Source organism: Streptomyces sp. 378, assembly GCF_030124145.1.
Taxonomy (GTDB): Bacteria; Actinomycetota; Actinomycetes; order Streptomycetales; family Streptomycetaceae; genus Streptomyces.
Genome location: NZ_JASKMS010000020.1, coordinates 154814 through 168588, shown reverse-complemented (window position 1 = coordinate 168588; position 13775 = coordinate 154814). Strand labels below are relative to the sequence as shown.

Below are 13775 nucleotides of genomic sequence, written 5' to 3'. Positions count from 1 at the left end.
CGGCCCACCTGCGATCAGCAGGTGGGCCGCCGGTGTTTCACCTTCACCGGGCAGGGCATCGCCTCGCTCGGGCGGGGTGCCGGACGGTGACTCTCGCCGTCGGCGTCGCCCGCCCGGCGGCGTGGCCGGACACTCCACCGCCGAGCCGCTCCCGCCGAGGCCGACTCCGTCCGGCGGACCGCACGCGCTGTCGGTTCCGCGGGTGGCCGGGCTGTGGCGTGAAACGCGGTCCGCCCGCCCCTCTCGTGACGCCCGGCACGCTCTCGAGCTCCCGCATCCGCGCCCAAGAGCCGCTCCTCGCCGCTCGCCGCACAGGCGCATTCCGAGCACGACCAGCACGCGGGCGTCCACCCGGCATGTCGAGAGCACGCACCGGATGCCGCAGGGCCCGCCCTCCGGACGGACGACGTGCCGGTGAGGACACCCTCGGGCCCCTGCCTCGCGGACCTCTCGCGCCGCAGAGGTTCCGCCGTCGGGACGGCACGAGCACGGCCTCCCGTCCCGGGCCGGGCCCCTGCGGATTCCCCTGCCCGGCGGGCTACCGGCGCCGACGCCGTCTGCCGTGGCGCTCACGCCGGCCGACCTCCGCCGTAGGCACCTCGCCGCCGGCCCTTGCACGTCAGGCCCCATCTCGTCCAGCGAGCTCCGGCGCCTCCAGGTCCCATCCGCAACCCCGAACACGCCCCGACGCCACCCGGCCCCTCACCCCCGGCTCCGCTCCCGCCGCCCACCGTCGCCCTTCGCTCGGGCAAGAAGCCCGCACGACCGGCCCTCCGCCGTCCGGTGCTTCGACCGCACCGCCGTCACCAGCGACGTCGGCCGAGCCCGGCGCCCGTCCCGCCTCCTCCACTCGGTCCGTCTCCCGCCCCCCTCGGTAAGAAAATCTTGTCCGAATCATTGACGCACTCTCAGCCCCTCCGTAACTTGTGCCAGCAAGCGCTTACTTGAAACGATTCATGCGAGCGGCACGACGTGCGGGGAGGTCCAACCGTGGTGAACGGCAGGAATGTTGAGAGACGTACGATCCTGAAGGCGGCCGGGGCTACGGCGGCCACCCTGGGGCTGGCCGCGACGACCGGTTGCGGCGGTGACGGAGGGGCCTCCGCGGACGGGACGGTGACGATCCGTTACGCGTGGTGGGGTGCGGAGGACCGCGCCGAGAGAATCAACAAGACGATCGAGCTCTTCCACAAGAAGTACCCGAAGATCAAGGTGAAAACGGACTTCCAGCAATATCCCGACTTCTGGAAGAAGTTCAACACCCAGGCCTCGGGCGGAAATCCGCCGGACGTCTTCCAGAATGCCGTGGGCTTCCTGCGCAAATACGACGCGAAGAACGTGCTGCTCGATCTCAGCGAGCAGGTCAAGGCCGGCAACCTCCGGATGGAGGGATTCCGTGCGGGTCTGGAGAAGTTCGGCGAGATCGACGGCAAACTCCTCGGCGTTCCGGTCGGTTCCAACTCGATGGCCCTCGTCATCGACAAGCCCGTGTACACCCGCGCCGGTGTCAAGCCGGAGCAGGGCTGGACCTGGGACGACTTCGACGCGGCGATGAAGAAGATCCGTGACAAGACGGGCCGCGCCGGCGACAGCGGCATGTACGGCGTCATGTACCTCTATGACCTGTACCTGCGTCAGAACGGCAAGGCGTTCTTCACGGAGGAGGGTCTCGGCTTCACCGAGTCGGATCTGTCGGACTGGTGGACGAAGGCGAAGAAGGGTGTGGAGGACGGCCGCTACGCCGACGCCAAGAAGGTCGTCCAGATCAAGCCCAAGTCGGCGCTCGCCGCGGAGCTCTGTGGTGGCGAGTTCACTTGGGACAACTTCACGGTCCGCTACACCTCCGAGGGAAAGAGCGAGTACGCCCTCGCTCCCATCCCGACCACGGACGGCAAGAAGACCGGCCAGTACCTCGGCTCGCTCATGCTGAGCGCCTCCAAGCGCACCCAGCACCCCAAGGAGGTCGCCCAGTTCATCGACTTCATGGTGCACGAGCCGGAGGTCGCCAAGATCATGGGCTACGACCGGGGCGTGCCCGCGACGCAGGCCCAGTACGACGCGTACAAGCCGACCGACGAGGTCAACAAGGCGATAGCCGCCTACGAGGAGTCCCTCGTCGAGGCGGGTGTCCTGGAGCCGATCACCCCGCACCCGAACGGGGCGGACATCTGTGAGTCCGCGTTCCTGCGCATCGCCGAGGAACTCGCCCTGGGCAAGCGGTCGGTGGACGAGGCCGTCAAGCAGTTCCTCACCGAGTCGAAGACGGCTCTCGGCACCTGATGGGAACCACCGTGACACACGCCCCTGCGATGGAGGGCCTGTCCCAGGACTCCGAGCCGCGGCACGGTCCGGTGCAGCCCGCGCGCCCCGCCGCCCTCAAGCGGCGGCGGCGCCGGGAGAACCTGGCCGGCTATCTCTTCATGTCTCCCTGGATCGCCGGGTTCCTGCTGCTCACCGCGGGCCCGATGGTCGCCTCGCTCTACTTCGCGTTCACCGACTACAACCTGTTCGACGCGCCCAAGTGGATCGGCTTCGACAACTTCTCCGAGATGTTCGGCGATCCCCGCTGGCGCCACTCGGTGGAGGTGACGGTCTGGTACGTCGTCGTCGGAACGCCGCTCAAGCTGGTCGCGGCCCTCGGTGTGGCGCTGCTGCTCGCCCAGAGCCGGCGCGGGCAGGCCTTCTACCGGGCCGCCTTCTACGCGCCGTCGCTGATCGGCGCGAGCGTCTCCATCGCGATCGTCTGGAAGGCGATCTTCTCGGACGACGCGATCGTCGACCGTACCCAGAAGATGTTCGGGATCGACGTCGGCGGCTGGACCGGCGACCCGGACATGATCATCTACAGCCTGGTGGCGCTCACCGTCTGGCAGTTCGGCGCGCCGATGGTCATCTTCCTGGCCGGCCTCAAGCAGGTCCCGCGTGAGCTGTACGAGGCGGCCGAGGTCGACGGGGCGGGCAAGCTGCGGCGGTTCTGGAACATCACGCTCCCGATGATCTCCCCGGTGCTCTTCTTCAACGTCCTGCTGGAGACGATCCACTCCTTCCAGATCTTCAGCTCGGCGTACATCGTCGGCGGCGGCGCCGGAGGCAACGCCTGTGGTCCGGCCGACGGCTCGATGGTCTATACCTGCTACCTCTACGTCCAGGGCTTCGAGAACAGCCGGATGGGTCTGGCCTCCGCGATGGCCTGGATGCTGCTCGTCGCGGTGGCCCTGGTGACGGCGGTGCTGTTCTGGTCCCAGAAGCGCTGGGTGCACTACGAGGAGGGCGCCCGATGAGCTCCCCCAATCTCTCGACTCCGCTCGATCAGGGGGCACCCCCATCGGCCACCGATATCAAGCCCTCCGTCGGAGGCGGGGCGCTCCGTCACAAGCTGCCCGGCTCCCTCGCCTGGCACCTCGGGTCGCTGCTGATCCTCGCGGTGATCCTCTACCCGGTGATCTGGGTCATCGGCGGGTCCTTCAAGAAGAGCGAGGAGATCGTCGGCAGTCTGGACCTTCTCCCGGCCGACCCGGTCATCGCCAACTACAAGAGTCTCGCCGACGGCATCGCCGACATCCCGATCTCCACGTTCTTCTTCAACTCGCTGTTCCTCGCGGTCGGTTCCGTGATCGGGATCCTGGTGTCCTGTTCGCTGACGGCCTACGCCTTCGCGAGGATCCGCTTCGCCGGCCGCAATCTGCTCTTCACGTTGATGATCGGCACGCTCCTGCTGCCCTACCACGTGCTGCTGATCCCGCAGTACGTGCTGTTCCGCAACATGGAGATGATCAATACCTACACGCCGCTGCTGCTCGGGAAGTACCTGGCCATCGAGGCGTTCTTCGTCTTCCTGATGGTGCAGTTCATGCGCAACATGCCCAAGGAACTCGACGAGGCGGCCCGCCTCGACGGCTGCGGGCACTTCCGGATCTACTGGTCGATCGTGCTGCCGCTGAGCCGTCCGGCCCTGATCACCAGCGCCATCTTCACCTTCATCAACTCCTGGAACGACTTCATGGGCCCGCTGATCTACCTCAACGAGCCCGACAAGTACACGGTCTCGCTCGGCCTGAAGATGTTCGTCGACCAGGAGGGACTGGCCAACTACGGCGGCATGATCGCCATGTCGCTGGTGGCCCTGCTGCCGGTCCTCGCCTTCTTCCTCGCCTTCCAGCGGTATCTGATCGACGGCATGGCGACGTCCGGTCTGAAGGGCTGAGGTGAGCATGGCTGGGACCCGAGTGAAGGCACGGGGGGAGTCGGCCTTCGCCGAGCGGTTCGGTGTGTTCGCCGAGTGTCTGCTGACGGGGGTGTGGATCGCGGTGGCGTCGCTGGGGGTCGTCACGTATCCCGCCGCCTTCGCCGCCGGGGCACGGCACCTGCGGCGCCGTGCCGCTCACGAGGGCGGTGGCCGGCGGGAGTTCGTCGCCGACTTCCGCACGGCCGTGCGCGGCGGGTGGCTCGCAGGGCTCGCCGGGTGGGCGGCGGTGGCCGCGGTCTGGGTGGACGTCCAGGCGGTCCGTGCGGGGATTCCCGGCGGGCCGCTGGTCGGGGCCGTCGGAGTGCTCGCACTGATCGGCCTCGTCGTGGCGGGGCTGCGCGCGGCGGCGGTCTGGGAGCCGGGCGCCCGCTGGCGGACCCTGCTCGCGTCCGCCTGGCGCCGGACGGTCCTCGACCCGGCCGGGTCCTTCCTGATCATCACCGGGCTGGCCGTGGTGGCCGTGTCCGCCTGGTTCACCGCGCCGCTGGCGGTCCCCGTCCTCGGGGCCGTCGCGGCGGCGGCCGTCGCCGTGGAGGAGCGGTACCGGCACCGCTGACCGGCGGTGCCCTCGTCCCAGGCCGGCGTCCAGGACGCCGCGCCTCTCACTGTCATGCCCCTGACCAGCGCACGGATGTGCTTCCCGCACGGACAAGGAAAGGCAGCCTCTTTATGTCTCCCATCCCCCGTAGGAACCTCCTCAAGGCGGCCGCCGTCGCCGGAGCCGCCGCCCAGTTCAGCTGGGCCCTGGGGACACAGGACGCGCAGGCCGTCCCCGGAGCCGAGCCGGCCGACGCCGACCCGGTGACCCTGGACTGGCTGGAGGACGGCGGCCTCGGCGCGGCGCCGGGCTCCACCGTCGGCGTCCCGTGGCCCAAGGGCGCCTACCAGAAGGACCAGACCTTCGCACTGACGGACGCCGGCGGCAAGGCCGTACCCGTGCAGTCCTGGCCGATCGCCTACTGGCCCGACGGGTCCCTCAAGTGGACCGCGCACGCCGTCGCGTCGGGGGACGGAAAGCTCACCCTCGCCGCCGGAACACCCGCCGCACCCGAGAAGAAGGTGACCGTCGAGAAGCGCGGCGGCACCATCGGCATCTCGACCGGCGTCATCACCGCGAAGATCGGCACGTCCGGCTCCACGATCGTCAAGTCCGTCACCCGGGGCTCCACCGAGATCGCGAAGAACGGCCGGCTCGTGCTGATCCGCCAGCCCGAGATCGAGGACGAGGACCAGGGCGCGGTCAAGACCGAGCGCTTCGACGGCGCGATCTCCAAGGTCGAGGTCGAGCAGGCGGGTCCGGTCCGCGCGGTCGTGCGCGTCGACGGCAAGCACCGCAAGGGCGGCCGCAGCTGGCTGCCCTTCTCGATCAGGCTCTACTTCTACGCGGGCGCCGACTCCTTCCGCATGGTGCACACCATCACCTACGACGGCAAGCAGGAGCCGGGCAAGGCCAGTGGCGACTTCGTCCGCGGCCTCGGAGTCCGCTTCACCGTGCCCCTGCGCGACGAGTCGTACGACCGTCACATCCGCATCGGCGGCGACGGCACCGGAATGCTCCGCGAGGCCGTCAAGGGCATCACCGGACTGCGCCGGGACCCGGGCGCGGCCGTGCAGGCGGCCCAGTTCGAGGGCAAGAAGCTGCCCGATCCCGCCACCTGGGACCAGCGGGTGACGACCCGGTTGCAGTACATCCCCGAATGGGGCGACTACACCCTCTCCCAGCTCTCCGCCGACGGGTTCACGCTGCGCAAGCGCACCAAGAAGGGCCACGGCTGGGTCGCCGCGGGCGGTGGCCGGCGCGCCTCCGGCTTCGGCTACGTCGGCGGGGCGAGCGGCGGGTTCTCCTTCGGACTGCGCGACTTCTGGGAGAAGTTCCCCGCCCAGCTCGACATCCGGGACGCCCACACCGACGAGGCCGAGGTCACCCTCTGGCTCTGGTCGCCCGAGGCGCAGCCCATGGACATGCGCTTCTACCACGACGGCATGGGCCAGGACACCCACCCCGAACAGCTCGAAGGCCTCAACATCACCTACGAGGACTACGAGCCGGAGTTCGGCACCCCGTACGGCATCGCCCGCACCTCCGAACTACTCTTCTGGGCCAACGACTCGACCCCGAGCCCGGACCGGCTCGCCGAGCAGGTCGAAGCCGTCCGCGTGCTGCCGCAGCTGGCCGCCCCGCCCAAGCAGCTCATCAAGGCCAAGGTCTTCGGGCCGAACCTGTACTCCGAGCCCGACCGCTCCACCCCGGCCAAGGCGAAGATCGAGGACCACCTCGACTTCCTCTTCACGTACTACAAGGACCAGGTGGAACAGCGCCGCTGGTACGGCTTCTGGGACTACGGCGACATCATGCACACCTACGACACGTTCCGGCACCAGTGGCGGTACGACATCGGCGGCTACGCCTGGGACAACTCCGAACTGTCGCCGGACCTGTGGCTCTGGTTCGCCTACCTGCGCTCCGGCCGCGCCGACATCTTCCGCTTCGCGGAGGCGATGACCCGGCACACCGGCGAGGTCGACGTCTACCACCTGGGCCAATGGGCGGGCCTCGGCACCCGGCACGGCGTGCAGCACTTCGCCGACAGCGCCAAGCAGCAGCGCATCGCCAACACCACCTACCGGCGCTACTACTACTTCCTCACGGCGGACGAACGCGTCGGCGACCTCATGCACGCCAACGTCGACTCCGACGAGACGTTCCTCGCCCTCGACCCGCTCCGCAAGATCCGCACCGAGCCGTACACCCCCGACCGGCACGCCCTGTCGATCGGCTTCGGCACCGACTGGAGCGGCCTGGTCTCGGCGTGGCTGACCGAGTGGGAACGCAAGGGCCCCAAGTGGGAGAAGGCCAAGGCGCGTGTGCTGTCCACCATGGAGACCATCGCCGCCCAGCCCAACGGCTTCGTCCAGGGCAGCGGCCTGTACGACCTGGACACCGGCAGGTTCGCCGTCGCCGGGGCCCCCAAGGTGGAGGTCTCGCACCTGTCGGCCGTCTTCGGCCTCAACGAGCTGTGCGCCGAGCTCATCGACCTCGTCGACATGCCGAAGTTCAACGAGGCGTACTTCGACTACTGCCGCTACTTCAACGCCACCAAGGCCGAGCAGGCGGCCCGGTACGGCTCCCACTTCGGCAACCTGCTGCTCTTCCAGGGCCACTCGCGCCTCGACGCGTACGCGGCCGTCAAGACCGGCGACGAGAAGCTCGCCAAGCGGGCGTGGGAGAAGTTCTACAACTCCGACGGCTACAAGGAGTCCGCGCCCTGGCGGACGGAGAAGCTGAACGGCCCGGCCGCACTCGTGCCGGGCAGTGAGGCCACCTGGGTGTCCACGAACGACACCGCGCTGTACGGCCTCGCCGCCATCGAGAACCTGGCACTGCTGGGGGACAGGATGCCGTAACGGGAGAGCCGGACGAGCGGTTCCCGCGGCGACGCCGAAGCGGGAACCGCTCGCCCTAGTCGATGATCTGGTGGAAGAACAGGACGGCCGGGCCCACCACCCCGCCCCCGACGCTCACCGCGACCGGCCACCCGTTGCCGGCCAGCGCCGCCAGGACAGTGGCACCGATGCCGACCAGGGCTGCCAGCAGGAAGACGATCGCGGCGCGCTGGCTGAGGAGCGGTCCGTCCCGGCCGGGTCCCCGACGGTCGGTCTGTGCCACTCGGTGCTCCCTATCCGACGCCGTGGACGGTCTCGTGCGCTCGTCGCCGCGGGGGAGTGTCCCGTCCGCCCGGGCCAGGCACCGGCACGTCCCACGGATCCTGCGCGGGACGCAGGAGTTCGAAGCGGACCGTGCCGTCACCGCTCGTGCGGACCCCGTGCACGGCCGGTTCGGGCAGGCTGTTGTAGTGGAAGGGCGTCGAGAAGTAGTAGGCGCCGGTGTCCGGGACGGTGATGAGGTCGCCGGGCTCCAGGAGCGGCAACGCGCGGTCACGGGCCAGCAGGTCCCCGGCGAAGCAGGCGGGCCCCGCGATGTCCTGGCGGACCGATCCGCCGCGCTTGGCGGTGCCGCTCCTGTCGTGCACCTCGATCCGCAGGGGCCACGCGTCGGGGTTGAACACCGTCCGGGTGGCCACCTGCACCCCGGCGTGGGTGACCGCGATCGGCCGGCCGCCCACGCTCTTCGTGTACTCGACGTACGCGGCGGTGAACCCGTTCTTCGCGAGGACGGAACGCCCGAACTCGGTGACGATCTCGTACCCGCCGGAGAACAGCGCGGGCGCCTGGGCGCGCAGCTGCCGGACGTACGTGCCGAAGGTGGGCGTGGTCTCGTCGTCGGCGAAGTTGACGGGGAGCCCGCCGCCGATGTCGATGCCGACGACCTGGCGCCGGCCGAGTGAGGCGTTGACCTCCTCGGCGAACGCCACGGCCTGCGCGACCCCGCCGGCCATGAGGTCGAGCGGACAGCCCTGCGAACCGGCGTGGGTGTGCACCCAGGTCAGCCACGGGTGGTCGTGGTAGGCGCGCAGCAGACGCCGCCGGCTTCCCGGGTCCGCCAGGGGGACGCCGAACTTGGAGGTGCTCGTCGCCGTGCTCATCGCGGCGATGCTGCCGCCGCCGAGCTGGGAGTTGACGCGCACCCCGATCCGCGACACCGGCACACGCCCGCCCAGTGCCCGGTCGATTCTGGCCAGTTCCTGGTAGTTGTCGGCGTTGACGGTCACCCCCAGGCCGAGGGCGTGCCGCAGTTCGGCCTCCGTCTTGGCCGGAGAGTCGAAGACGATCCGATCCGGCGCGAACCCGGCGGCCAGCGCACGGGCCAGTTCACCCGCGGTGGCCACCTCGCAACCCATGCCGAGCCGCCGCAGCTCCGCCAGCACCGGCACCAGGCAGTTCGCCTTGGCGGCGAACGCGTGCAGCACACGCGGCGGAGCGGGAAAGGCGCGGTGCAGGGACGCGACGGTCGCCGCGACGCCGTCGAGGTCGACGAAGGCGGCGAGCTGGGACTGCCCGGCGTCCAGCAGTCCCTGTCGCACCGCTTCCTGGAGGATCCGTTCACGCCGCTCGGCGGCGGGGGTCAGTCCGGTCATGGTGAGCCTTCCGGTGTCGTACGCGCAACGCCCGGGTCCGCCCCCGGGTGGAGTACCAGGCTGCTGTCCGCGCCCGGAGGGCGTCTTCGTCGAGTCGTCAAAGACGCGGGCCCCGCCCACAGCACCGGGGTGCGACAACCTCCGTGTCGGGCACGGGCGTTGTGCGGTACGACGAAGGAGCGGCCCTTCGGCGGTGGCCGCGGCCAAGGCGACGCGCGTCCGAGGCCGCCTCGTGCCGTTCGCTCAAGGCCGTGCGCCGTCGGAGTCCCGGCTCAGACGCAACTGCACCTGGGCGAGCAGCCGGGCGTCGGGACTCTCCAGGTCCAGCCCCGACACCTGCGTGATCCTGCGCAACCGGTAGCGCAGGCTGTTGGAATGCACGCCCAGCGCCCGCGAGGCGGCCGACACGTCACCGAAGTGGTCGAGGTAGGCGCGCAGGGTCTCCACCAGGCAGCCGCCGCTGTGATCGGCGTCGAACTCCCTCAGCCGGGCCACCGAGGTCCCGGGTGGCAGCACCACGTCCCGCAGGGCGTCGACGACCTGGAGGATTCCCACGGTGTCGGCGACGTCCTCGCTCCGCGCGACCGTGCGCGGCCCGGGGGCCGCGATGAGCGCCTGCAGGGTTTGCTCGGCCGACCGGCGTGATGCGGGCGCCCCTGCCAAGCCGGGGACCACGTGGCCCAGCCCCACCTTCACCGCCGGGCCGATCGTCGCCGACAGCTGATCGGCCAGTGCTTCCCCGAGCCGCCGCACCTGACCGTCCGCCCGCCCCGGGTCGTGCTCCAGCCCGGTCAGCAGCACCAGGGTCCTGCCGCCCGCCGGGACCACCACGACACGGTGGCCCAGCGCCGCGCAGTGCAGGGTGAGCAGCCCGTACAGCCCGGACGGGGCATCGTCCTCGTAGCGGCCCGAGCCGGTTCCGACCGCCAGGACGGCACAGGGCTGCCGGGGCGGCAGCGAGGCCCGCTCCGCGAGCACCTCGACGGATCCACGGTCCTCCAGCAGCGCCCGGGCCGCATCCTCCACCAAGCGGTCGTCCGAGCGGTGGGTGCGGTGATGCAACAGGTGGGCGGCGGCGGCCCGGGCGGCGGCGCGCAGCGTCTCCGCCGCGTTCGGCGCGAGCGGGCGGCCGGCGACCGCCGCCACCCAGAGGGACCCCAGCGCCTCTCCGCCCGCCCGCACGGCGCCGACCAGACGCTCCGGATCCTGGCCGTGGGCGGGCCGGTGCAGCACATCGCCCGCACCCCACAGAGCCTGGAAGAACCCCGCCTCCCGCATGGCCGCCACCCGCCAGGGCGGCACCCGACGGCCGAGGATGGTCAGCCGGCGCATCTCGTCCACGTTCTCCTCGGTGGAGGAGTACGCCAGCACCCGCGACTCCGTGTCCTCGATGGTCACCGAGCCTCCCACCAGGGCCGCCACCGCGTCGGCCAGCGAGTCCAGATCGCCCAGACGCACACCGCCGGTCGCCGGCACAGGGTGGACACCCGCCGCGGCCAGCCCCGCTCTCAGCACCCCCACGAGCTGTGCCCAGGTGCACCAGGCGGTGCGGAAGAACACCGCCGTGCCGCTCTCCTCCGCGGCCGCCCGCAACGCCCGCGCGGTGGGCTCCGGCCGCCCCGGGCCGAACACCACACCCGCCGCACCGGCCTCACCGGCCCGGCGCACCACGTCGACGGCGTGCGCCGAGCGCGGGTCGACACCGACGGCGAGCAGTAACTCCCGCGGTCTGATCACGGGTTCCAGCGCGTCCAGCACATGGACGCCGGTGACGCTCGTCCGCAGTCCCTCCGGGGCCGTGTGCAACTCCACGGCTCCCGCGCCCACCACCGAGAGCAGGCGCTCCAGGGTCCCCTGCTCCTCGGCGCCGCCTCCGCCCGGTGCTTCCCCCAGGTCCGTCAAGATGCCTCCCCGTCCCCCCCGCCGACCGTGCCGCCGACGGCCGAACGGAGAACGTATGACATCACGCGCCTTGTCCGCAGTCGAGAGGCCCCGACGGCACACAAAGGGACCAACGGCACCCGGACGAGTGCTAGTTCATCCTCCCCAGCACCTCCCTGACCCGCCGGACGTCGCGGATCCGCTGTTCGTACGTCGCCCCGAGCGCGAGCAGCAGGAGCCCGGCGAGGGCGGGAGGTGCCCAGCGGGGCAGGGCTCCCGTCACCTGCACGACGTAAGGGGCGAGTTCGTGCAGGGTGACCAGGGTCAGTACCGAGCCGCCGAGCGCCAGCGGTGCCTGGAGACGGTGGCGGGCACCCAGCAGGGTGACCAGCAGCGCGGCGCCGCCGAGCAGGAGAGGACGCGTCCAGTGCTGATCGGCCCAGGCCGCGACCAGGCTCGGCAGGAGGGTGGCCACGAGCCCGGGGCCGTACGCCGTCCAGGAGGACACTCCCGGATCCCGGCGCCGACGCAGCGCTCCGACGAGCAGCGCCGGGACGGTCACCGGGAGCGTGTACGCCTCGGGCGTGCCGACGTCCCAGGCGGCCAGGCGCACCCAGGCGGCCAGCACGAACAGGGCCGTGGCCGCGTAGCCCACGGGACGGCGCTCGGCGCGCAGGGCCGTGCCCGCGGCGATCACCCCGCACAGGGCCAGCACCAGGGCGAGCATCGGCGGATCGGTGAGGGCGAGAGCCACGGCGAACAGCCCGAGGGCGGCTCCCACGGCCTCGACGGGCACCGTCGCCCGCAACGCGCCCAGCCGCGGCGCCAGCAGGGCGGCAGCGGCGGGAACCACCAGGACCGGCAGGGCGATGCGGGCCGGCGGCCAGTCCGCGGCGGCACCGGACGCCGAGGCCAGCGCGGCGCCGTACACGAGAGCCGCCGGAGCCGTGAAGGGCGCGACCACCGTCCGCCACGAGGCCGCGGCGAACAGCACCGTCAGCACGGACAGCGCGACGAGGGTCGCGGACTGGGAGGCGAGGGAGACCAGGGCGAGGCCGGCGGCCGTGACCAGAGCCAGGACGAGGGCCATGACCCGCGCGGCCGACGCCGTGATCCGGCACGCGTACAGCGCGGTCGCCGTCAGCACGCCCAGGACCAGCATCCCCGCCGGGTAGGGAACCTCGAAAACCGCCGGAAGCGTCAGGGCCGCCGCCCACAGCAGCCCCAGGGATCCGAGCAGGGCCCGCCCACGCCACGGCTCCGCGCGCACCGCCAGGGCGAGCACGGCGGCGACCGCCACCAGCACGAGGGGAGCGACGGTCGCCCCGTACGGCCAGGGCACCTCCACGGTCACTGCCGCACGGGCGTCGGCGGGAGCACCGCTCCACACCCGGTCCAGCCGGCCCGCCGGGCCCAGCAGCACCACGGCGACGACGGGCAGCGCCCACAGCACGGCCAGCGTCTGTACGGCACCGGAGGCCCAGGTGAAGCCCCGCCGCACGGCGTCGGGCAGCCGTTCCCTGCGCACCGCCGCCAACAGGGCGATGCCGACGGCCAGATGAGCCGGCACCGCCCACTGCGACGGCACGCCCGAACGCGCCACCCCACCGAGCGCGGCCACGACGAGCAGCCCGGACGTGGTCGCGAGACCGAGCGCGTGCCGTGTGCCCGGTCCCCGCAGGGCCGCGGCCAGGGCGATCGCCGCGGCGAGAAGCAGCAGCGCCCCGGCGCGGGAGGCCGCGCCGGGACCGCCGGCGCTCAAGGACAGCCAGCCGGCGCCCAGTACACCCCAGCCGCCCATGCCGTACGCACCGACGACGGCGGTGATCCGCACGGCACCGGCCGGCAACCGCACCACCGCCACCGCGTCGAGTCCGGCCGTCACCAGCAGCGCGGCCGTGATCACGTACGCACTCGCGTCGGCGGCCAGGGCCCCCAGCAGCAACGGCAGCTGGGCCGCTGCCAGGGCGCAGGGCAGCGGCAGACGCAGCGCGGCCGTGGCCGGAAGCAGGCCGTACGCCGCCCAGACCGCCGCCAGGACCGCCGACGCGGCGGCCGCGTACCCGGTGCCGTCCGTCCCGGAGAGGGCCGCCGCGTACAGCGCGTAGGCGTCCAGGGCGGTCAGGGCCAGCCCGAGGCCCGCCACCGACTCGGCCGTCGACCGCAACCCCCGCTTCAGCAGGGCCGCGGGCGCGGCGAGCGTGGCCAGCGTGACCGCGCCGAGGACCAGGGCCCGCCCGGCGACCCCCATCTGCCCCCAGCTGACCAGCGTGAACACCGCTGCAGCGAGCGTGAGCAGGACACCGCCGAGGACCAGCAGCGCGTTCTGCACGCTGGGCGCGGACGTCTCCGGACGGGGCGGTGCGGCGGCCGACGGACGCGCCGAGGCATGGGCCCGCGGCTGCTGCGTCTGGTGCAGGGCCGCGACCAGCCAGGCGCGACGGTTCAGCAACTGGGCACGGCGGGTGTCCAGTTGCCAGAGTTCGGCGTCGAGGAGCCGCAATTCCTCGGCCGGTGGCGGAAGGTGGGTCATGCACGGCAGTGTGCTCCGCGTCACCTCGCACGGCATGAGTGCGGATACTCAGGCGCGTACTCACCCGGTCCACGCCGCG

Annotated in this window: 9 protein-coding genes; 5 read left to right on the top strand and 4 right to left on the bottom strand. The window is 71.6% G+C overall.

Annotated features, from left to right (window positions below):
* The first annotated feature begins 990 nt into the window (after window positions 1-990).
* From QNO09_RS25695 to QNO09_RS25675, 5 genes are all read left to right on the top strand, one after another.
* Window positions 991-2280, top strand: coding sequence for an ABC transporter substrate-binding protein (locus QNO09_RS25695; protein ID WP_283972607.1), 1290 nt, complete (start codon window positions 991-993; stop codon window positions 2278-2280).
* Window positions 2280-3281 carry a carbohydrate ABC transporter permease gene (locus tag QNO09_RS25690; protein WP_283972606.1) on the top strand — a complete coding sequence of 334 codons (1002 nt, stop codon included), beginning with the start codon at window positions 2280-2282 and terminating at the stop codon, window positions 3279-3281. Before QNO09_RS25695 ends, QNO09_RS25690 begins: the two co-directional genes overlap by 1 nt.
* Window positions 3278-4204, top strand: a complete 927-nt coding sequence (locus QNO09_RS25685) for a carbohydrate ABC transporter permease (protein ID WP_283972605.1) — start codon at window positions 3278-3280, stop codon at window positions 4202-4204. The genes QNO09_RS25690 and QNO09_RS25685 overlap by 4 nt, the downstream gene beginning before the upstream one ends.
* A gap of 7 nt (window positions 4205-4211) precedes the next feature.
* The gene (locus QNO09_RS25680; protein ID WP_283972604.1) at window positions 4212-4802 is read left to right on the top strand and encodes a hypothetical protein; all 591 of its coding nucleotides are present in this window, start codon (window positions 4212-4214) and stop codon (window positions 4800-4802) included.
* A gap of 113 nt (window positions 4803-4915) precedes the next feature.
* Window positions 4916-7651 carry an exo-rhamnogalacturonan lyase family protein gene (locus QNO09_RS25675; protein WP_283972603.1) on the top strand — a complete coding sequence of 912 codons (2736 nt, stop codon included), beginning with the start codon at window positions 4916-4918 and terminating at the stop codon, window positions 7649-7651.
* Window positions 7652-7706: 55 nt separating this feature from the next.
* On the opposite strand, the gene QNO09_RS25670 is transcribed toward QNO09_RS25675, so the two are convergent.
* The 4 genes from QNO09_RS25670 to QNO09_RS25655 all read right to left on the bottom strand — a co-directional run bounded on the left by QNO09_RS25670 (window position 7707) and on the right by QNO09_RS25655 (window position 13732).
* On the bottom strand, window positions 7707-7913 hold the full coding sequence (locus tag QNO09_RS25670; protein ID WP_283972602.1) for a hypothetical protein: 207 nt from the start codon (window positions 7911-7913) through the stop codon (window positions 7707-7709).
* 10 nt (window positions 7914-7923) lie between these two features.
* Window positions 7924-9282, bottom strand: coding sequence for a type III PLP-dependent enzyme domain-containing protein (locus QNO09_RS25665; RefSeq protein WP_283972601.1), 1359 nt, complete (start codon window positions 9280-9282; stop codon window positions 7924-7926).
* 243 nt (window positions 9283-9525) lie between these two features.
* Complete coding sequence (locus tag QNO09_RS25660; RefSeq protein WP_283972600.1) at window positions 9526-11184, bottom strand: helix-turn-helix domain-containing protein; 1659 nt, start codon at window positions 11182-11184, stop codon at window positions 9526-9528.
* A 130-nt stretch (window positions 11185-11314) separates the two neighbouring features.
* Window positions 11315-13732 carry an SCO7613 C-terminal domain-containing membrane protein gene (locus QNO09_RS25655; RefSeq protein WP_502962343.1) on the bottom strand — a complete coding sequence of 806 codons (2418 nt, stop codon included), beginning with the start codon at window positions 13730-13732 and terminating at the stop codon, window positions 11315-11317.
* Window positions 13733-13775 lie beyond the last annotated feature (43 nt).

Excerpts from the sequence above, each read along its gene's own strand:
- QNO09_RS25690 (WP_283972606.1), top strand. The coding sequence starts at position 2,280 with ATGGGAACCACCGTGACACACGCCCCTGCGATGGAGGGCCTGTCCCAG.
- QNO09_RS25685 (WP_283972605.1), top strand. The coding sequence starts at position 3,278 with ATGAGCTCCCCCAATCTCTCGACTCCGCTCGATCAGGGGGCACCCCCA.
- QNO09_RS25680 (WP_283972604.1), top strand. The coding sequence starts at position 4,212 with ATGGCTGGGACCCGAGTGAAGGCACGGGGGGAGTCGGCCTTCGCCGAG.
- QNO09_RS25675 (WP_283972603.1), top strand. The coding sequence starts at position 4,916 with ATGTCTCCCATCCCCCGTAGGAACCTCCTCAAGGCGGCCGCCGTCGCC.
- QNO09_RS25665 (WP_283972601.1), bottom strand. The coding sequence starts at position 9,282 with ATGACCGGACTGACCCCCGCCGCCGAGCGGCGTGAACGGATCCTCCAG.
- QNO09_RS25655 (WP_502962343.1), bottom strand. The coding sequence starts at position 13,732 with ATGCCGTGCGAGGTGACGCGGAGCACACTGCCGTGCATGACCCACCTT.